General features: G+C 66.2%; 19 protein-coding genes and 5 pseudogenes. 6 read left to right on the plus strand and 18 right to left on the minus strand.

Translation table 11 applies throughout. The features are described from left to right. Window positions 1-27: 27 nt before the first annotated feature. Window positions 28-615: an LppP/LprE family lipoprotein gene (locus tag G6N13_RS13965; RefSeq protein ID WP_407663732.1), complete on the minus strand. Its 588-nt coding sequence runs from the start codon at window positions 613-615 to the stop codon at window positions 28-30. A gap of 71 nt (window positions 616-686) precedes the next feature. On the opposite strand from G6N13_RS13965, the gene G6N13_RS13970 reads away from it, so the two are divergent. Both G6N13_RS13970 and G6N13_RS13975 read left to right on the plus strand, forming a co-directional pair. Then, window positions 687-2,384, plus strand: coding sequence for a DEAD/DEAH box helicase (locus G6N13_RS13970; RefSeq protein ID WP_163697883.1), 1,698 nt, complete (start codon window positions 687-689; stop codon window positions 2,382-2,384). Further along, the gene (locus tag G6N13_RS13975) at window positions 2,381-3,520 is read left to right on the plus strand and encodes an acyltransferase family protein (protein ID WP_163697886.1); all 1,140 of its coding nucleotides are present in this window, start codon (window positions 2,381-2,383) and stop codon (window positions 3,518-3,520) included. Before G6N13_RS13970 ends, G6N13_RS13975 begins: the two co-directional genes overlap by 4 nt. A gap of 71 nt (window positions 3,521-3,591) precedes the next feature. On the opposite strand, the gene G6N13_RS13980 is transcribed toward G6N13_RS13975, so the two are convergent. The 11 genes and pseudogenes from G6N13_RS13980 to G6N13_RS25895 all read right to left on the minus strand — a co-directional run bounded on the left by G6N13_RS13980 (window position 3,592) and on the right by G6N13_RS25895 (window position 9,771). Then, window positions 3,592-4,449, minus strand: coding sequence for an endonuclease domain-containing protein (locus G6N13_RS13980; protein WP_163697888.1), 858 nt, complete (start codon window positions 4,447-4,449; stop codon window positions 3,592-3,594). Window positions 4,450-4,509: 60 nt separating this feature from the next. Then, window positions 4,510-5,136, minus strand: a complete 627-nt coding sequence (locus G6N13_RS13985) for a TetR/AcrR family transcriptional regulator (RefSeq protein ID WP_163697890.1) — start codon at window positions 5,134-5,136, stop codon at window positions 4,510-4,512. Further along, window positions 5,136-5,879, minus strand: a pseudogene (locus tag G6N13_RS13990) (cytochrome P450); the annotation flags it as partial. The gene G6N13_RS13985 and the pseudogene G6N13_RS13990, both read right to left, overlap by 1 nt. 28 nt (window positions 5,880-5,907) lie before the next feature. Beyond that, complete coding sequence (locus G6N13_RS13995) at window positions 5,908-6,315, minus strand: integrase core domain-containing protein (RefSeq protein WP_163697892.1); 408 nt, start codon at window positions 6,313-6,315, stop codon at window positions 5,908-5,910. A gap of 236 nt (window positions 6,316-6,551) precedes the next feature. Further along, a pseudogene (locus G6N13_RS26190) lies at window positions 6,552-6,800 on the minus strand (IS3 family transposase); the annotation flags it as partial. Between the two features lie 37 nt (window positions 6,801-6,837). Continuing rightward, window positions 6,838-7,113: a transposase gene (locus G6N13_RS14005; RefSeq protein WP_163697894.1), complete on the minus strand. Its 276-nt coding sequence runs from the start codon at window positions 7,111-7,113 to the stop codon at window positions 6,838-6,840. A 68-nt stretch (window positions 7,114-7,181) separates the two neighbouring features. After that, window positions 7,182-7,679, minus strand: a pseudogene (locus G6N13_RS14010) (cytochrome P450); the annotation flags it as partial. A 307-nt stretch (window positions 7,680-7,986) separates the two neighbouring features. Continuing rightward, window positions 7,987-9,068 (minus strand): annotated as a pseudogene (locus G6N13_RS14015) (urease subunit alpha); the annotation flags it as partial. Between the two features lies 1 nt (window position 9,069). Beyond that, window positions 9,070-9,465, minus strand: a complete 396-nt coding sequence (locus G6N13_RS14020; protein ID WP_163697897.1) for an urease subunit beta — start codon at window positions 9,463-9,465, stop codon at window positions 9,070-9,072. Next, window positions 9,425-9,628, minus strand: coding sequence for an urease subunit gamma (locus tag G6N13_RS14025; protein ID WP_163697898.1), 204 nt, complete (start codon window positions 9,626-9,628; stop codon window positions 9,425-9,427). The genes G6N13_RS14020 and G6N13_RS14025 overlap by 41 nt, the downstream gene beginning before the upstream one ends. 29 nt (window positions 9,629-9,657) lie before the next feature. Then, entirely contained in the window at window positions 9,658-9,771 is a 114-nt protein-coding gene (locus tag G6N13_RS25895; RefSeq protein WP_322789267.1) for a hypothetical protein, read from the minus strand. Between the two features lie 138 nt (window positions 9,772-9,909). On the opposite strand from G6N13_RS25895, the pseudogene G6N13_RS26195 reads away from it, so the two are divergent. Further along, a pseudogene (locus G6N13_RS26195) lies at window positions 9,910-10,821 on the plus strand (LuxR C-terminal-related transcriptional regulator). On the opposite strand, the gene G6N13_RS25910 reads toward G6N13_RS26195, so the two are convergent. The 4 genes from G6N13_RS25910 to G6N13_RS14055 all read right to left on the minus strand — a co-directional run bounded on the left by G6N13_RS25910 (window position 10,818) and on the right by G6N13_RS14055 (window position 14,120). Continuing rightward, window positions 10,818-10,907 carry an FAD-linked oxidase C-terminal domain-containing protein gene (locus tag G6N13_RS25910; protein WP_163697901.1) on the minus strand — a complete coding sequence of 30 codons (90 nt, stop codon included), beginning with the start codon at window positions 10,905-10,907 and terminating at the stop codon, window positions 10,818-10,820. The pseudogene G6N13_RS26195 and the gene G6N13_RS25910 sit on opposite strands and share 4 nt — an antisense overlap. A 142-nt stretch (window positions 10,908-11,049) precedes the next feature. Continuing rightward, entirely contained in the window at window positions 11,050-11,301 is a 252-nt protein-coding gene (locus G6N13_RS14045; RefSeq protein ID WP_163697903.1) for a hypothetical protein, read from the minus strand. 197 nt (window positions 11,302-11,498) lie between these two features. Beyond that, a complete protein-coding gene (locus tag G6N13_RS14050) occupies window positions 11,499-12,860 on the minus strand; it encodes an FAD-binding oxidoreductase (RefSeq protein WP_163697905.1) in 1,362 nt (453 codons plus the stop codon). A gap of 18 nt (window positions 12,861-12,878) precedes the next feature. Continuing rightward, entirely contained in the window at window positions 12,879-14,120 is a 1,242-nt protein-coding gene (locus tag G6N13_RS14055) for a multidrug efflux MFS transporter Tap (protein ID WP_163697907.1), read from the minus strand. Between the two features lie 54 nt (window positions 14,121-14,174). On the opposite strand from G6N13_RS14055, the gene G6N13_RS14060 reads away from it, so the two are divergent. Together G6N13_RS14060 and G6N13_RS14065 are read left to right on the plus strand one after the other, a co-directional pair. Beyond that, window positions 14,175-15,002, plus strand: a complete 828-nt coding sequence (locus G6N13_RS14060; RefSeq protein ID WP_163697908.1) for a uracil-DNA glycosylase — start codon at window positions 14,175-14,177, stop codon at window positions 15,000-15,002. Window positions 15,003-15,040: 38 nt separating this feature from the next. Beyond that, a complete protein-coding gene (locus tag G6N13_RS14065) occupies window positions 15,041-16,072 on the plus strand; it encodes an LLM class flavin-dependent oxidoreductase (protein WP_163697910.1) in 1,032 nt (343 codons plus the stop codon). 16 nt (window positions 16,073-16,088) lie between these two features. On the opposite strand, the gene G6N13_RS14070 is transcribed toward G6N13_RS14065, so the two are convergent. Both G6N13_RS14070 and G6N13_RS14075 read right to left on the minus strand, forming a co-directional pair. Further along, window positions 16,089-16,526, minus strand: a complete 438-nt coding sequence (locus tag G6N13_RS14070) for a nitroreductase family deazaflavin-dependent oxidoreductase (protein WP_163697912.1) — start codon at window positions 16,524-16,526, stop codon at window positions 16,089-16,091. A 10-nt stretch (window positions 16,527-16,536) separates the two neighbouring features. After that, window positions 16,537-16,968 carry an HIT family protein gene (locus tag G6N13_RS14075; protein ID WP_163697914.1) on the minus strand — a complete coding sequence of 144 codons (432 nt, stop codon included), beginning with the start codon at window positions 16,966-16,968 and terminating at the stop codon, window positions 16,537-16,539. A gap of 36 nt (window positions 16,969-17,004) precedes the next feature. Here G6N13_RS14075 and G6N13_RS14080 point away from each other — a divergent pair, with 36 nt between their 5' ends. Further along, complete coding sequence (locus G6N13_RS14080; RefSeq protein WP_163697916.1) at window positions 17,005-18,396, plus strand: amidase; 1,392 nt, start codon at window positions 17,005-17,007, stop codon at window positions 18,394-18,396. Window positions 18,397-18,411 lie beyond the last annotated feature (15 nt).

Consider the following 18,411-nt stretch of genomic DNA (forward strand, 5'->3'; position numbering starts at 1 on the left):
CCTACTGTAGGCGCGCGGGCCGACGGGTCAGCCGTTGCCGATCAGCTCGACGCCATTGCCGTTCCATCGGAACTTCACCACGCTGCTCATGCCGAGGCCGTTGGTGTAGGCCAGCGCGACGGTGTCGCCGGTGCTCTGGGTGGTGTCGACACCGTTGAAGCCGTAGGTGTCGGGAACTCCGGTCGGGATGTACTTGCCCAGGTGGAACATCACCGCGCGGGTGTTGGGCTTGTCAGCGTTTGTGTTGGCCTTGATGATCACCGCCGACAACTGCGCGCACTCGTTGTAGTTGCCGGCGATGGGCTCGGGATTCCAGCCCTGATTGCTCTGGGGGTCGCGGGGAAGTTCAGAGACGGTCTGCGCAATGGTCGGTGCGGCCAGGTTCACCGCACATGGATCCGGCGGCGGAGTGGTGGTCGGGGGAGGCGCTGGCGGTGGCGGTGGCGGAGCCTCGGTGGTGGTCACAGCGGTGGTCGTCGGCTGGGGGGTCTTGGCCACCGTCGAGTCGCCTGAACTGCAGCCCGCGAGCGCGGCGGCCAGCGCGGCTCCCGCCGCTGCGATGGTCAGTCCTATTGCCCGGGTCGCTGCGCTCCCGCCCGCCGGCTCGTACCACACAGGGGCGACGCTACCGGCCTTTGCGGGCGGAGCGCGATTACGGCACGCTCCGGCAGTAGACTGCAGATCCGATGACATCCCCGGACGACACCCCCCAGACCTTCGCCGACCTGCAGATCCACCCCGCCGTACTGCAGGCCGTGGCCGACGTCGGCTATGAAACGCCCTCGGCGATCCAAGCGGCCACCATCCCGGCGCTGCTGGCGGGCTCCGATGTCGTCGGTCTGGCCCAGACCGGAACCGGGAAAACCGCGGCATTCGCGATCCCGATTCTCTCCAAGATCGACCCGACCAGCCGCACCACGCAGGCGCTGGTGCTGGCCCCGACGCGTGAGCTTGCATTGCAGGTCGCCGAGGCATTCAGCCGCTACGGCGCGCACCGAAACATCAATGTGCTTCCGATCTACGGCGGCTCCTCCTACGTCCCGCAGCTGGCCGGCCTCAAGCGCGGCGCGCAGGTCGTCGTCGGAACCCCGGGACGCGTCATCGACCACCTGGAAAAGGGCAGCCTGGACCTGTCGCACCTGGACTATCTGGTACTCGACGAGGCCGACGAGATGCTGCAGATGGGTTTCGCCGAGGATGTCGAGCGGATCCTGGCCGATACCCCGGAGTACAAGCAGGTCGCGCTGTTCTCGGCCACCATGCCGCCCGCGATCCGCAAGATCACCTCTAAGTACCTGCACGACGCCGTCGAGGTGGCGGTCAAGTCGAAAACCGCCACCGCCGAAAACATCACCCAGCGCTATATCCAGGTCGCCGGGCCGCGCAAGATGGATGCGCTGACCCGGCTGCTCGAGGTGGAACCGTTCGAGGCGATGATCGTGTTCGTCCGGACCAAGCAAGCCACCGAGGAGGTCGCCGAGAAGCTGCGGGCCCGCGGGTTCGCCGCCTCCGCCATCAACGGTGATATCCCGCAGGCGCTTCGTGAGCGGACCATCGCTGCGCTCAAGAGCGGCGCGATCGACATCCTGGTCGCCACCGATGTGGCGGCACGCGGGCTGGACGTCGAACGCATCTCCCATGTGCTCAACTACGACATCCCGCACGATCCGGAGTCCTATGTGCACCGCATCGGGCGCACCGGGCGAGCCGGGCGATCCGGGACCGCGCTGTTGTTCGTGTCCCCGCGGGAACGTCATCTGCTGAAGTCGATCGAGAAGGTGACCCGCCAGCCGGTTACCGAAGATCAGCTGCCCAGTGTCGAGGACGTCAACGCCCAGCGGGTGGCCAAGTTCCAGGACTCGATCACCGAGGCGCTCAACGCACCAGGCTTCGACATGTTCCGTCGCCTCATCGAGGACTACGAGCGCGACAATGACGTGCCGATGGCCGATATTGCCGCGGCGCTGGCGCTACAAAGTCGTGACGGTGCGGAATTCCTGATGACCGAGCCGCCGCCCGAGAAGCGTAGAGAGCGGCCCGACCGCGACGAGCGGGAACGCGCGCCGCGCAAGACTCGCGACGACCTGGCGACGTATCGCATCGCAGTCGGCAAGAGGCACAAGGTCGGTCCCGGCTCGATCGTCGGCGCGCTGGCCAACGAGGGTGGGCTGCACCGCAGCGATTTCGGGCACATCACCATCAAGAGCGATTTCTCGTTGGTCGAGCTGCCGGCGACGTTGTCCAAGCAGACGCTGAAAGCCCTTGAGAATACCCGGATTTCCGGGATCTTGATCGACCTGAAGCCCGACCGTGGCAGTCCACGCTACGACACGCGTCCCGAGTCGCGTCCCACCGGCGGGAAGCCCCGGCGCACGAGTCGATGACCGCGTCCAGCCGGGTAGACCAAGGCGGACTGGAAGCAGTCTCCGGCGTCCACCGGGTTGCCTCGTTGACCGGCGTCCGTGCGTTAGCCGCACTGCTGGTGCTGGGTACTCACGCGGCCTACACCACTGGAAAGTACACGCATGGCTTTGTAGGCCTGGTGTATTCGCGCCTGGAGATCGGTGTGCCGATCTTCTTCGTGCTATCGGGCTATCTGTTGTTCGGGCCCTGGGTGCGGGCCGCGGCGAGCGGTGGGACAGGTCCGTCGGTGCGCCGCTATGCCTGGCACCGGGTGCGGCGAATCATGCCGGCCTACGTCGTCACCGTCCTGGCCGCCTACCTGATCTACCACTTCCGTTCCGCCGGGCCGAATCCCGGCCATACCTGGATCGGCCTGCTGCGAAACCTGACGTTGACCCAGATCTATACCGACAACTACATGTTCAACGGCTATCTGCACCAAGGACTTACGCAGATGTGGAGCCTGGCCGTCGAGGTGGCGTTTTACGCCGTTCTGCCGGTGCTGGCGTGGCTGCTGCTGGTCGTGGTGTGCCGGCGACGGTGGCGGCCCTGGCTGCTGCTGACCGGGCTGGTCGTGCTCGCGCTCGTCAGCCTGGCGTGGATGGTGCTGGTGCACACGACGGATTTCCTGCCCAGCGGTGCCCGGCTCTGGCTGCCCGGCTACCTGTCGTGGTTCATCGGCGGCATGCTGCTGACGGTGTTGCAGGCCATGGGAGTTCGGGTCTATGGCTTCATCGCGGTATCGCTGGCGATCGTCAGCTTCCTCATCGTGTCCACCCCGATCGCCGGGGAGCCGACCACCTCACCGACAGGTCTGTCCGAGGCGTTGGTCAAAACCGGGTTCTACGCTGCGATCGCGACGCTGGTGGTCGCGCCGCTGGCACTGGGCAACCGGGGGTGGTACGCCCGGCTGTTGGGCAGCCGGCCGATGGTGTGGCTCGGGGAGATCTCCTACGAAATCTTCCTCGTTCACCTCGTGGTGATGGAGATCGCCATGGTCGAAGTGCTGGGCTGGCCGGTCTACACCGGGTCGGCACCGGCGCTGTTCGTGGTCACGCTGGTGATGACGATCCCGGTGGCCTGGGTGCTGCACCGGTTCACCCGGGTGCGCACATAGTTGTTGCGCCGAGACTGCGGTGAGCGCGCAATTTTCCCTAAAATCCCGCGCTGGCTGCAGACTCGGTGCGCTCATCGCAGACTCGATGCTCGACGTGCGAACGCATCGCGCACGCGGTGCACGATATCGCCCGTCGTGTCTGAAGCAAGCACGCGAATGACGACCCAACCGAGGCGCTCCAGATCTTCGCGTCGGCGATTGTCTTTGGCGTACTGCCAACGATCTGTGCGGTGATGGTCGCCGTCGTACTCGACGCCGACCATGATGTCTTCCCATCCCATGTCGAGGTAATAGGTCGTGAACGAGTCGGGGCACTGAACAGGTACCTGCGTCTGCGGCCGGGGAAGCCCGGCATTGATGAGCGTAAGGCGCAGCCAGGATTCCCTCGGGGATTGAGCGCCGGCATCGACCAGCGCCAATACCGACTCCAGTTGGCGAAGGCCCCGCGCACCAGGGTGTTGCATGGCCATCGTGCTGATATCTGGAACTCCAATACCCGTCGCGCGCAACAGTGCATCCATCCGAGCGACCGCTACTCGGGTGGGACGGCGCCGGCCGATGTCGAACGCCGTGCGCAGCGGCGTTGTGACAGGTAAGCCGCCCAACACCATCCGCTCCCCGACTTGGAGGGACAGATCGTGGGTGCTTACGCCGCGCGGCGGCCTGGCATTTGCCGCGACGAGTTCGACCGGTAGGGAGTCATCCAGCCACTTCGCGCCATGCAGGCCGGCCGCGGTGAGGCCCATGACGATGCCGTGCCGATGCGACCAAAGCCATCCGGCCCGGGCGCGCTGGTGAAGGGTGAGCTGTGATCCCTTCAGGGCGTACACGTCGGGAAAGACGGCGCGATAGTGGGCGCGCAACTGATGGCTTCGCACAACTCCATTGGCGATGGCTTCGCTGCCGATGAAGGGACCTTCGATATCCATGCCGACAGCGTCGGACCGGAGCCCGACACGATGTCTACCGAGCCTGCGCGCAGTGCGCGTTTATGGGGATGAAGTGCTATCTGTGGACAGACTCGATGCGGTGGTCGCGGGCTCGGTTTCGCTGGGGCACACCATCGGAACGACGAACTCCTCGAGCATCGCGCGCTCATCATCGGCGTTGCGGCCCGGGAAGATCAGCAGCGAAGTCAGTACTCGAACCAGCCAGCGGGCGCGGCGGTGCACGACGTCGGGGTCGTCGGGCCGCAGTGACAGCAGGAAGCCCGACGTCAGCGCCTGAATGACCTCGGACTGCTCAGCCATCTCGGCGCCGATGGGGGAGTCCGCGGTGGCGAACCACGATGACAGCGCGGGGCTTTCGCGCACCAACGCCATCGATGTGGTCAGCCCGGCCAGTAGCCGCGCGCGCGGATCGGAAATGCCGCCGGTCAGCTCGGACATCTGCTTGTGCAACCGATAGGCTTCGCGGTGTACATACGCGGTGTGCAGCACGTCGCGATTCTCGAAGTAGCGGTACAGCGTGGCCCTGGAACACCCTGCGGCACGGGCGATATCGTTCATCCCGATGCTGCCCACGTTGTGACCGGCGAACAACTCGCCGGCAGCGTCGAGAATGCGGTCGGCGGCCACTTCAGCGCGTCGTGAACTCAGCCAATCGTTGCCTGCCATCAGCCAAGCACCCGGAACGGCACCGACAGCGGACGGCGCACATACCCGCCGCCGGCCCAGACGATCCCTGCCTCGTCGACCTCGAAATCGGGGCAGCGCAAGAGCAATTCGGTCAATGCCACCCTGGCCTGCATGCGTGCAGCGGCCGCGCCGAGGCAGTGGTGGGCACCGTGGCTGAACGTGAGTATGTTGCGCGGGCAGCGGGTGACGTCGAGTTCTTTGGCGTTCGGGCCATATTGGCGTTCGTCGAGATTGGCCGAGCCGTACAGCAGCAGTACCTTACGGTCCGCAGGGATGGTCTTGCCGTGCAGTTCGACGGCCCGGGTTGTGGTGCGGGCCAACCCCTGTACCGGCGAGGTGAGCCGCAGCAGCTCGTCGACGGCGTCGGCGATCAACGCCGGTTGGTCGATGAGCAGCCGCCTCTGGTCAGGCCGCTGATGCAACAGCGGCATCGAGCCGCCGAGCATGCCGGTGGTGGTGTCGTTGCCGCCGGTGACCATCGTGAAGGTGAAGGCCAGCACTGACAGCGTGCCGGCGATATCGCCGTCCGCACCGACCCCGGCGGCCACCAGGTGCGACACCGTGTCGTCTTCGGGTTCGCGGCGGCGCCGCTCGATCAGTTCGGTGAAGTAGCACATCATCTGGCCCAGCGCCTCGGTGAGGCCGCTCAGTGCTCCGCCGATACCCTCCGTAGAGGTGTTGGCCGCTACGATGGCGTCGGTCCAGCCGTCGAACTGGTCGCGTGAGGTTCCCCAGAAAAAGTGGACACGGTTAGCTTGATTGCTGACGTGGCTGTGAGGCGATCTCGAAGTCGATGGGTGAGATCATCCCTAACGAACTGTGTCGCCTTTCATGGTTGTAGAATCTGATGTAATTGTCAAGTCCTGCAGTAAGATTCGCGTACGTGGTGAACGCGTGGCGTTTGTAATACTCATGTTTGACCGTCGACCATAGCGATTCGGCTCCGGCGTTGTCCCAGCAGATCCCGGTCGCTCCCATAGAGCGCAGTAAGCCATGCTCAGAACAAACCTGGGCCATGTCGTGGCTGGTGAATTGACCGCCTCGATCGGCATGCAGGATGGTGCCGGCGACGTTGCCGGCGCGGATGAACACCGCAGCATCGACGGCGGCTTCGACCAGCTCAGTGCGCATGTGGTCGGCCAGCGACCAACCCAACACCCGCCGCGAGTGTTCATCGCGAATCGCACACAGGAAGGCATCCCTTCACCGCAGGTCAAGTACGTGATATCAGAGGTCCACACCGCATCGATACGCCCTTGGTCAAAGACCCGGCCGACCCGGTCCGGCGGGAACGATGCGGTCGGATCGACAACGGTGGTCTTGACCTTGAACGTGCGCGGGCTGATGCCTTCGACGCCCATCTCGGCCATCACCTTGGCGACGGTGTTCTCCGAGACGGTGACGCCTTCGGCATGCAGATCGGCAGTGATCCGCGGCGACCCGTACGTGCGGCGTGAGGCCTTCCAATGGGACAGGATCTTCACCTCCAGATCCCGGCGCCACTGCTGGTGCGCAGACAGCTCGACCCGGCATTGCCGTGCCGCCCACGCGTAGAAACCGGACCGCGAAACACCCAGCAGCTCGGTGAGTTTCGAGATGTCGTGGTCGGCGCACTCCGCGGCGATGAGCTCGAAACGACTCACCGGTGTTGCTGTGCCGCAAAGTACGCCGATACTTTTTTCAGGAACGCAATATCACGGTCCTTTCGGCAAGCTCAGCACGTAACCGCACCAACTCCGCGTGCTCGACCGCCGACCGGTCCCCGTCCGGCGGTAGCTCGCGCGCGTCGAGAGCGGCACCGGCCCGAACCCGTTCAGCTACAACCCATTTACGTAACAGATTCTCATGAACGTTCAACTCCCGGGCAACCTCAGTGACCGATCGGCCACCATCAATCACCCGCCGAGCAGCCTCCACTTTGAACTCCGGTGTAAACGACCGACGAGTTCGAGACATCCCGACATCCTTCCAGCAGGACCCTCGGCCCCGCTATCTCAGGTGTCCACTCAAACTGGGGAAGCTCAGCGGTCCTGCTCGGGCACGCCGAGGTAGTGCGCGACCACCATCGACGGCAACGGCTTGAACAGCTCGGTGACGATATCGCCACCGCCGTTGGCGCGCAGCCGCTCGATGCGCTCGACGACGAACTCGCGCACCTTGGGCTCGACCGCCTCGACCTGCCGGGGGGTGAACCCCCGCGACACCAGCTTGCGAAACTCGGTGTGCACCGGCGGATCCTGCATCACCATTGGCGGGTTATCCTGCAGCCCAATCAGTTCCAGCTCGTTGTAGTTGACGGTCAGGCCCTGGGCTGAGGAGAACGTCTCGTGGTCGCGAGCGGCGGTGAAGATGTCGGCGTGCCGGGACAGCACCCAGTAATCGTGCTCGGCGTTGTCCGGCACGACGTGGTGCACCGGATCGAGGTCACGCAGGGCCTGGTACATCGGCCAGCGTTCGCCCCAGTTCTCGGCGGTGGCGAGCTCGAAGCTAGCCTCCGCCTTGTGAGACAGAACTGCGGTCATGTCTTATGGTTACGACAAGAGTCGGGTTGTGTCAAGGAGCGTTGTAGCTTCCCAGTAGATTTGTCCTAATCCCAGATGGTTTGTCCACTGAGTGTCCTTTTTCGGTGAAATTGGACAAGAAAGTGGGACGTGCGCTGCCTGGCGGCCAGCGGAACGGCCCGGTGCCTAGATGCGTGGAAACAACAACGCTGGGAGGGTTAGAGGATGATTGCACTGCGGCACAAGCCTTTCGCGGCCCTAACATAACTGGCGGCTATCGGCACAGCGGCGGTCAGTCCGATGTCCAGCTCGTGGATCGAGGTCGCCCCAGGCCCCAGGCGCCCTTGAAGACCACTTCGGGGCGGATGCCAAAGAACCTCGGCTCCCACAGCACGATGTCGGCGAGCTTGTCCGGTTCCAGTGACCCAACCTCGTGGTCGATGCCGAACAGCCGCGCCGGGTTGATGGTGAGCTTCGCGATGTGGCGCAGAATGCGGGCATTGTCGGCATCGGTACGTTCGTCAGCGGGTAGCGGGCCACGGGTGGCCCCCATGTGCGACTCCAATTGCCATGTCCGTGCGATGGTTTCGCCGATCCGGCCCATGCCCTGGGAGTCCGATCCCATCGCAGAGATGGTGCCGAGGTCGTGCAGGGCATCTTCGGCGGCGATGGTCTCGCGCCGGATCCGGGATTCAGCGAAGGCGACATCTTCGGGGATCCGTGGGTTGAGGTGATGGCACACCATCACCATGTCGAGATGCTCGTCGAACGTGTTGAGCGTGTGCGGATTTGTCGGATTGGTCGAGGACGGCAGGCAATACGGTTCGCCGACCACCCGCATGATGTCGGGTGCGTGCCCACCGCCCGCCCCTTCGGCGTGATAAGTGTGGATCGGGCGGCCGCCGATCGCGGCCATGGGGTCCTCGTAGAAGCCCGACTCGTTGAGAGTGTCGGTATGGATCTGCACCTGTGGGTCCAGTTCATCGCCGGCGTCCAAGGAGGCTCGGATAGCGGCGGGGGTGGCACCCCAATCCTCGTGGATCTTGTAGCCGATCGCCCCGGCCAGGCCCTGCTCACGCCGTCCATGGTGCGCGGGTTGCCGGCCTTGCCGATGCCGGCGATACGGCCATTGCGAATGCCGATGTCCGCCTCGTGGATACCGAGGACCGCGTCAATGATCAGCGCATTGGTGATCACGAAATCCAATGCGCCCTCGGCGTTTGTCGCGTCACCGTGTAGCGCCATGCCTTCCCGCATGGTCTTGCCGCCCCCGAAAACGGCCTCGTCGCCGTACACGGTGTGATCGTGGGTGACCTTGGCCAGCAACTCGGTGTCCGCCAGCCGGACCCGGTCCCCGGTGGTGGGACCGTACAGTTCGGCGTAGCGGGCCCTGCTGATCCGGTACGCCATGTCAGGATCCTCCGGGCTGCGCAGTGTCCAGGAACCCGGCGGCCCACAACGCCGCCAAGGTGTCGGGTGCGGGTACGCCCTGCGCGGCACCATTTGTCATCATGTTCGGTCCGATCACGATGCGGTCACCGCCGTAACAGGTGAGCGCTATCTCCTGTGTCGCAACGGCTTCGAACCGCACCGCAGTACCCGAGGGGATGTCCAGTCGGGTGCCGAAGGCGGCGGCCCGGTCAAACCGCAGCGCCCGGTTGGCTTCGAAGAAATGGAAGTGCGACCCCACCTGAATCGGGCGGTCACCGGTGTTGGTAACGGCCAGGTTTACCGTCGGCCGGCCGAAGTTGAGGTCGAGATAGCCGTCAGCCGGCAGGATTTCGCCGGGGCGGATGGCAAGCCTCACTCTGGTCGCCGGTGCCAGGCCGGATCGCGTCGTGCACGGTGACGAGCTTCTTTCCGTCGTTGAAAAAGGCCTCTACTTGGATCGAACCCAGCAGGTCGGGAACACCGGGCGGGACATCGTCGTCGGTGAGAATCCGGGCACCGTGGGCCGCCGCGTCGGCCACAGACGCGCCCGCCCTGCTGCTTCGATAACCTAGTCGGCGATCAAGGCCCGAGCCTGCGGGTAGGTCAGCGTTTCGGCACCGATACTGCGGACCTCTTCTTCGTCAACGCACATCGACATCACGGGCATGGTCTGTGCGGTCAACCCCGCGCCCCTGTACTCCCGGAAAAACGCGTTCAGTCAGTCGCCAACGACGACGGTGAACACCGCGCCGGCTTGCGCGGAAACACACCCTCCTGATGATGACGAGTTGGCGCATGGGTGAGTACGGAGGACGACGCGATGGCAGGGATCTACGGTGACGTCATGGGCGGTGCCGGGAGCATCGAAACTCGCGCCCACGACCTGCTGGACACACTGAGTTCCCGCGCGGCGTCGTCAGCGTCGGCGATCTGCCTGTGGGATCCTATTCAGCAATGTCATGTCGATATCGCCAATCGCGACTATCCCGATGTCGTGATCGACCATCTGAACAACTGGTTCATCGACCACGATCCACTCTTCGATGCCATGCGTACCCGTGATCTGGGTGCACTGCGATGGCGTGATTACCCGGACTATAGCGACGGATACTCGGTCAACACGGTGTTTCCGGCCGGCGGGGTTCGACGAGGGTCTCTCCGCGCGCCTGGTGACCCGGGGCAGCACCTACGTCGGCACCATCCATGTCAACTGTGACGACCAGCGTTATCCGAGCGACAGCGATGTCACCGAAATCAATGCTCTTCGAACGCAAGTGGCGCACGAGCTGGATTTCACCGTGCGTCCGCGGATGGTGGCCGAGTTGATCGCCCCAGAGGCCCAGGCATGGGCCGTCGACGATAGTGGCGGTGCACATCTACTCCGCGTCGGGGACGCATGCGACGCCGCAGCCGACGGCGAGCTGATCGCTGAGTTGGTGCTGGCGTTCAGTGCGGCGGCGCCCTGGGCCCGCCCCGAGGTACTGCGATGGCATGACGGCACCGCTTGGATGCACGTCCGCCGGATCAGCACGGCACCGCGCTACGTCGGCGACAGCTTGGCGCCGAAATCGCGTCGCAGCTGTTCATCAGTGCCCGCACGGCCGGTCACCACTTGGAGAGCGCATCGGCCAAACTGGGTGCAGCCAACCGCGCATCGTGCGCCTCGCTCGCGCTCGTACACGGACTGCTCTCGGCTCGGCTGCTGCACCACCCGCCTGGCAAGACTGCCTAAATCACCGCACCCGGATTCAAGATCCCGCCGGGGTCAAGCGCGGCCTTGATCTTGCGGTTCAGTCCGGTGATGCCGGCCGAGCGCACCGCAACTGGCCGACGGTCGCGCGGGCGGGTGGCCCGCACAATGTGGTGTCGGATTCGCGGACGACGGTCATACCGTCATCGAACATCGCAGCCGCCGCCGGTCGCAGGCCAGCACGCCCGCCGCTGACCTGCCCACCGATTGTCAGTGGGGCACGTCAGTGCTGTATAGGTACCAGCCGCCGTCGCCCGGGCCGCAGAACCAGTACGGGAAGGCCCGGTCGAAGTGCGGATCGTTCCAGACGAGCGGGGAGTCCGCCTGGCACTCGGCCTCGGTGGCCCAGTGCCATGGGACCCCATTGGAGTCGGTCTCCAGGTAATCAGTGGCATTGGCCGTTCCTGCCGCGCCCATCAGGGCCCCGAACGCCAACGCAGCGACCGCGATCGCCTTTTTCATGTCATCCCCGCCCTGTCCAGTTAACTAAATTCATTTGCTGAGGATGCTAGCGTCTCGCAGCCCACTGACCCATGCGGGTGTAAGAAAGATCTTGAGGCCCGGCGACAAGAGCCGCGCACCGTTCGCTGTGGCGAAGCGCCCGCGGCGTGTCGCCGGTTCGCCGAGGCCGCAGCTGACAACGGCGAATAGCGGCGTGGTTAGACGACCGCACCCGGGTTCAGGATGCCGTCGGGGTCCAGCGCGGCCTTGATCTTGCGGTTGAGTTCCATCGCCTCCGGGCCCAGCTGGCCCGCGAGCCACGGCTTCTTGAGCCGCCCGACGCCGTGCTCGCCGGTGATCGTCCCGCCCAGCGATACCGCCAGATCCATGATTTCGCCGAACGCGATCTGGGCACGCTCGGACATCGCAGCGTCAGCAGGATCGAACACGATCAGCGGGTGGGTGTTGCCGTCGCCGGCGTGCGCGATCACCGAGATGGTCAGGTCGTGTTCGGCGGCGATCTCGGCTATCCCGGCGACGAGTTCGGCCAGCGCCGGCAGCGGCACCCCGACGTCTTCGAGTAGTAGTGAGCCCTTGGCCTCCACGGCGGGGATCGCGAACCGGCGCGCCGCCACGAAGGCCTCGCCCTCGTCCGGGTCGGCGGTCGAAAAACACTCGCTGGCACCGGCTTCGGTGAACACGCGAGCCATGTACTCGGCGTCCTCGGCGCCGGTGGGCCCGCGGTCGTCGGAGGCGGCCACCATCATCGCCGCCGCCGAACGGTCCAGTCCCATCCGCAGTTTGTCTTCGACCGCGTTGATCGCCACCGCATCCATGAACTCCAGCATCGACGGCCGGATGCGGCTGGTGATCGTCAGCACGGCCGATGCGGCGGCCTCCACCGAATCGAAGGTGGCCACCACGGTGCACGCGGCCGGCTGCGGCGGCAGTAGTCGCAGTGTGACCTCGGTGATCACCCCGAGGGTGCCCTCGCTACCGACGAACAGTTTGGTCAGCGACAGCCCCGCCACGTCCTTCAGCCGCGGCCCGCCGAGGCGCACCGCGGTCCCGTCGGCCAGCACCACCTGCAGGCCGAGCACGTAATCGGTTGTCACGCCGTACTTTACGCAGCACAACCCGCCGGCGTTGGTGGCGATATTGCCGCCGATACTGCAAATCTCGAACGACGACGGATCGGGCGGGTACCACAGCCCGTACTCCGCGACGGCCTTCTTCACCTCGGCATTGAGCAGCCCTGGTTGCACGACGGCGGTGCGGGTCACCGGGTCGACGGTGATATCGCGCATCTTCTCCGTCGACAGCACGATCCCACCGTTGACGGCCGTCGCCCCGCCGGACAAGCCGGTGCCCGCCCCGCGCGGCACCACCGCGATGCGGTTCTCCGACGCCCAACGCAACACCGTCTGCACCTCTTCGGTGCGGCTGGGCCGGACCACCGCCAACGGCGTGCCGGCCGCGGGATCAGCGGCCCGGTCCTGGCGGTAGGAGGCCACGATGTCCGGGTCGGTGACGACGACCCCGTCGGGCAGTTCGGCGGCCAGGCCGGCCACAGCGCTCATCGCCGCCATGGTGCCATCCTAAGCGTGGGTCGGCTGCGACTCGGGCTCATCGTCGAGTTCCCGCAGCGCGGGCAGCCACGGGCACAACACGCCGATCACCAGGATCGGCACCGCCAGCACCAGGAATGTCACCTTCAGACCGAAGGTGTCGACGAGCGGGCCGGCCAATGTGAACCCGATAGGGCCGGCGGCGTAGGTCATCGAGGTCATCACCCCGACCACTCGGCCGCGCAGGTGCTCGGGGGTGCGGTACTGCATGACCGAGTTGTAGATCGGCCCGATCGGTCCGTAGACCAGGCCGACCACAGCGGCGAACGACAGGATCACCGGCAATGGGGGCAGGAACGCGATGACGGCCACCGCGATGCCGAACGTCAGCACCGCTGTCAGCACGGTCCGGCGCTTGCTGGAGATCTTCGACAGCACCGTCCAGCTCAGCGCCCCGATCAGCCCGCCGATGGACAGGGCCATCAGCACCCAGCCCAGCTGGGCCGGCTCATTGCGGTCGGTGAAGTACTTGGGGAACAGCACGCTTTCCATCGGCAGGTACAGCCCGGTGACGGCCAGGTCGATCAGGCCGAGCGTGCGCAGCACCCGGCTGCGCCAGACGAACTTCAACCCCTCCAGGACGCCGGAAACCACACTGTCCGGGAGCTTTTCGCGTGCGGGACGGCCGGTGCCCTCGAGTCGCAGCAATCCCATCGTCAGGATCGCCAACCCGAACAGTGCGCAGGTGACCCACATGGTGTTGACCCCGCCGAGCGTGGCGATGAGCAGACCGCCGATGCCCGGCCCGGTGATGTAGGCCAGGTTGAACACCGCCTCGTAGACGCTGTTGGTGTGGTCGCGGGTCCACCCCGCCTTTTCGGCGGCCTCGGGCAGCATCGATTGTCGCGCGGTCATACCGGCCGGATCGAAGAACGCGCCCAGGGCGGCCAGCGCCGCCAGCACCAGGGTGTTCAGCACGTCGGTGCCGAAGGCGATGGCCAGCAGCGGGATCGCTGCGACGGCGATGGCCGAGAGCGCATCGGAGAGCATCGCCACCAGCCGCCGGCCGATGAAGTCGACGGCGGTGCCGGCGATGAGGGTGGCGAACAGCAGGGGCAGCGTCGCCGCGCCGGCGACGATCGAGGCGTCCACCGCGCTTCCGGTGCGCTGCAGCACTAGCCACGGGAACGCGACCATGGAGATTCCGTTCGCGCCCGCGGCCAGGAAGGCCGAGGACAGGATCAGCAGCGCGGGGAGGCGCGTGTTGGTCACTGGGTAGAGCCTAGTTTTCTCGCGGACGGCCGCGTGCGGGGGCACTGTGGACCGGTGACCCTCCACGCCCATCCGCGCACCGGGGTGCCGTTCGAATCACCGGTACCTCCTGGGACGGGCTGGCCGGGCGATCCCGCGACGGCGCGGACGCCGGTGGCAGTCGACGCCGCTCAGGTGGCCACACTCGCCGCGGCGGCCGGCGATCTGGCCGATCTCGATGCCCTGGTCAGCGTCTGCCGGGCCTGCCCACGGTTGGTTGCGTGGCGCGAGGAGGTGGCGATCGCCAAGCGGCGCTCGTTCGCGGACCAGCCGTACTGGGGCAGGCCGATCACCGGGTGGGGCGCGGCGCGGCCGAAGATTCTGGTGCTGGGACTGGCGCCGGCCGCCCAGGGCGGCAACCGCACGGGCCGGGTGTTCACCGGCGACCGCTCCGGGGACCAGCTGTTCGCGGCGCTGCACCGGGCCGGGCTGGTGAACCAAGCGACGAGCGTCGATGCCGCGGATGGCTTGAGCACCAAGGATATTCGCATCGCCGCAGCGGTCCGGTGCGCCCCGCCAGCCAACAAGCCGAATCCCGACGAGCGGTCGACGTGCGAGCCATGGCTCAGCGCCGAATGGGCCATGATCGCCCCGTCGGTGCGGGTGATCGTCACCCTGGGTGGGTTCGGCTGGGAGGCCGCGTTGCGGCTGCTCGCCGATGACCTACTGGGTCCGGGGAAACCGAAATTCGGCCATGGGGCGGTCGTCGAGCTGACGGCGGGCCGGGTGCTGTTGGGCTGCTATCACCCCAGCCAGCAGAACATGTTCACCGGGCGGCTCACCCCGGCCATGCTCGACGATATCTTCACCGACGCCGCCAAGCGGGCCGGCCTGCGGAGGTGAGGGGAAACAACCACGGCGCTCGTATCGTTGAAGTTGCTATGCGGCTTTCTGTCCTTGACCTTGTTCCGGTGCGTACCGACCAGACCACCGGCGACGCGCTGGCGGCCACCGTGCGGCTGGCGCAGACCGCCGACCGGCTGGGATTCACCCGCTACTGGGTGGCCGAGCATCACAACATGCCGGCGGTCGCGGCTACCAGCCCGCCGGTGATCCTCGCTTACCTTGCTGCCCAGACCACACAGCTGCGACTGGGTTCGGGTGGGGTGATGCTGCCCAACCATGCGCCGTTGGCCGTCGCCGAACAGTTCGCGCTGCTGGAGGCTGCGGCTCCGGGCCGCATCGATCTGGGGATCGGCCGCGCGCCGGGTTCGGACCCGGTGACGTCGATCATGCTGCGTGGCACCCGTGACGATTCCGACATCGAGAACTTTCCGCAGTACCTCGACGATGTCGCGGCGTTGATGAGCGCGCGCGGCGTGCGCATCCCGATCCGCAACCAGGACTACATCCTCAAGGCCACACCGGCCGCGGTGGAGGAGCCACGGCTGTGGCTGTTGGGCTCGTCGATGTATTCAGCGCATCTGGCCGCCGCCAAGGGATTGCCGTACGTATTCGCCCATCACTTCGCCGGACAGGGCACTGTCCAAGCGCTGGCGACCTACCGCTCGGAGTTCCGGCCGAGCGCCGTGGCCGCCGAGCCGGTGACGTTCATGACCGTGAACGCGGCGGTGGCGCCCACGCGTGCCGAGGCCGAGGCGCTGCTGCTGCCAAATCTGCAGATGATGGCGCGGCTGCGAACCGGTCAGCCGCTGGGCCCGCTGGATCTCGTGGAAGACGCGGCGGCGCTGACGATGCAACCGCAGGCCGAGGCGATCATCGCGTCGGGACGCGCCAAGGCCGTCGTCGGCTCGCCGTCGGAGGCGGCCGATCAGGTCCGCGCGGTGGCTTCAGAGTTCGACGTCGACGAGGTGATGGTCAATCCGGTCGCCTCGGCGTACCGCGGCACCGACCCGCGTACAGCACCCGCGCGTGAGGTCACGCTGGAGCTGCTGGCCAAGGAATTGTTCTAGGCCAAGGGTTTTCGGCTCAAGGCGTCAGGCGAACCACCGGTATCGGCCGGGTGGTGCCCTTCTGATAATTGCCGTACCGGCCGCCGTTGTTCGAATCGCAGATCTGCCACAACCGCGCGTAGTCCGGGTCCCCGGGCAGCAGAATGTGTGTGGTCACCGCCAAACGTCTTCTGCCGAGGTTGATTTCGACTTTCGGCTGGGCTCGCAGGTTGTGGTACCAGGCCGGGTTACGGTCCGCGCCGTTGTTGGACGCAACCACCAGATAGTCGGCGCCGTCCCGATAGTACGCCAGCAGAATCGACCGGGGCGCACCTGTTTTCGCGCCAACGGTGTGCAACATCAACGAGGGCGGGACGCCGGGCATCCGGTGCCCGATCCACCCGTTGGTGCGCCGGTAGATCGCGTCGTGCACCTTCACGAACGTCATCAGCGCGCTGTCGGCTAGCGAGGTCATTTCACCACTCTCACGAGGTTGTATCCAGTGCGGCCAGGGCATCGCGCACAATCCGCCCGGTGGCCTCCCGGTCGGGATCGCGGCGCAGCAGCATGCCTTTGGCCACGGACAGTTTGTCGCCGTCGCGCCGCGGGATCACGTGCAGGTGGATGTGGAACACCGTTTGCATGGCCGACTTGCCGTCGTTGATCGCGATGTTGTTCCCTGTGGCGCCGAGTTCCGACGCTCGAGTTGCCTGGGCGATCTGTTGTCCCACGGCGAGCATCGAGGCCAGCGTTTCCGCGGGTGTGTCGGTCAGGTCGACGCTGTGCCGTTTGGGCAAAACCAGGGTGTGGCCGCGGGTGAACGGCCGGATATCGAGGATGCCCAGGACGTCGTCGTCCTCGTAGACGCGGATGGCCGGCGCCGTACCGGCGACTATCTCGCAGAACACGCATGCCATCTCGTCACCGTAGCGGTCGGCGCTAGGCTCGCGCAGATGGACTCCACCGACCTTGCCTTCGCTGGTGCCGCAGAGCAGGCCCGGATGCTCGTCAAGGGCACCCTCACCGCCCCGGCGGTGTTGGAGCTCTATCTCGAGCGGATCGCGCGCGTGGACCGGGAGTTGCGTGCATATCGGGTGGTGTTCGCCGAACGCGCGCGCCGGGAGGCCGCGACCGCTCAGGAACTGTTGGACGCCGGCGAACGCAAACCCCTACTGGGCGTGCCGATCGCTATCAAGGACGATGTCGACGTCGCCGGCGAATTCACCTGCTACGGCAGCAGTGCGTACGGCATTGCGCCGACGGCCGATGCGGAGGTCGTGCGCCGGCTGCGTGACGCCGGCGCGGTGATCCTGGGCAAGACCGCGGTTCCGGAGATGATGCTGTGGCCGTTCACCGAGACGGTGGCCTTCGGCGCCACACACAACCCGTGGGATCTGGCGCGCACTCCCGGCGGCAGCAGCGGCGGCAGCGGTGCCGCGGTGGCTGCGGGCCTGGCGCCGATGGCGCTCGGCTCGGATGGTGCTGGATCCATTCGCATCCCGGCCACCTGGTGTGGTCTCTTCGGTCTCAAGCCGCAGCGCGACCGGGTGCCGATGGCGCCGCACGACGACGCCTGGAACGGGCTGTCCGTCAACGGCCCGATGACGCGCACGGTGGAGGACGCCGCACTGTTCCTGGATGCGACGTCTGCGCTGCCGGTACCGTCGGGCGGGTTCGTCGCGGCCGCGAGCCGGGAGCCGGGACGACTGCGAATTGCGTTGAGTACCAAGATCCCTCCGACGGTCTTTGGCCGTATCGGCCCGGCGCAGCAGAGGGCACTCGACGGGGTCGAGTCGCTGTTGCGGGATCTGGGCCACGAGGTGTTCTGGCGGGATCCGGACTATCCGGCGTGGGCGGTCTATGGTCACTTGCTGCCGCGGATGTGGCACGGCGCTTACCGGGATGTCGCTGCGCTGCCGCACCGCGAACGGCTCGAGGCGAGGACGAAGGGCATCGCCCGGCTCGGGAAGTTGATTCCGGACGCGCGCATCGCCCGCGTGCGGGCCGCTGAGCCTGCACTGGCTGCCCGCGTACAGTCGATCTTCGACCACGTCGACGTGCTCATCACACCCGGTACTGCGTTGGGGCCGTCCAGGATTGGCCAATATCAGCACCGGGGCGGCGTCTCGACGCTGGCGAGGGTCGCCTCGCGGGTGCCGTTCCAAGGCATCTTCAACGCGACCGGCCAACCGGCTGCCGTCGTCCCGTGGGGCCTGGACGACGACGGGGTGCCGGTGTCGGTGCAACTGGTTGGCCGGCCTTCGGATGAGGCGACGCTGCTGTCGTTGAGTCACCAGATCGAGACCGCACGTCCGTGGGCGCATCGCCGGCCACCGGTGTCATAGCCGCACAACGCCTTT

The organism is Mycolicibacterium sarraceniae (assembly GCF_010731875.1).
Classification (GTDB): domain Bacteria; phylum Actinomycetota; class Actinomycetes; order Mycobacteriales; family Mycobacteriaceae; genus Mycobacterium; species Mycobacterium sarraceniae.

Excerpts from the sequence above, each read along its gene's own strand:
- G6N13_RS13970 (WP_163697883.1), top strand. The coding sequence starts at position 687 with ATGACATCCCCGGACGACACCCCCCAGACCTTCGCCGACCTGCAGATC.
- G6N13_RS13975 (WP_163697886.1), top strand. The coding sequence starts at position 2,381 with ATGACCGCGTCCAGCCGGGTAGACCAAGGCGGACTGGAAGCAGTCTCC.
- G6N13_RS13980 (WP_163697888.1), bottom strand. The coding sequence starts at position 4,449 with ATGGATATCGAAGGTCCCTTCATCGGCAGCGAAGCCATCGCCAATGGA.
- G6N13_RS13985 (WP_163697890.1), bottom strand. The coding sequence starts at position 5,136 with ATGGCAGGCAACGATTGGCTGAGTTCACGACGCGCTGAAGTGGCCGCC.
- G6N13_RS14005 (WP_163697894.1), bottom strand. The coding sequence starts at position 7,113 with ATGTCTCGAACTCGTCGGTCGTTTACACCGGAGTTCAAAGTGGAGGCT.
- G6N13_RS14045 (WP_163697903.1), bottom strand. The coding sequence starts at position 11,301 with ATGAAAAAGGCGATCGCGGTCGCTGCGTTGGCGTTCGGGGCCCTGATG.
- G6N13_RS14050 (WP_163697905.1), bottom strand. The coding sequence starts at position 12,860 with ATGAGCGCTGTGGCCGGCCTGGCCGCCGAACTGCCCGACGGGGTCGTC.
- G6N13_RS14065 (WP_163697910.1), top strand. The coding sequence starts at position 15,041 with ATGCGGCTTTCTGTCCTTGACCTTGTTCCGGTGCGTACCGACCAGACC.
- G6N13_RS14070 (WP_163697912.1), bottom strand. The coding sequence starts at position 16,526 with ATGACCTCGCTAGCCGACAGCGCGCTGATGACGTTCGTGAAGGTGCAC.
- G6N13_RS14075 (WP_163697914.1), bottom strand. The coding sequence starts at position 16,968 with ATGGCATGCGTGTTCTGCGAGATAGTCGCCGGTACGGCGCCGGCCATC.
- G6N13_RS14080 (WP_163697916.1), top strand. The coding sequence starts at position 17,005 with ATGGACTCCACCGACCTTGCCTTCGCTGGTGCCGCAGAGCAGGCCCGG.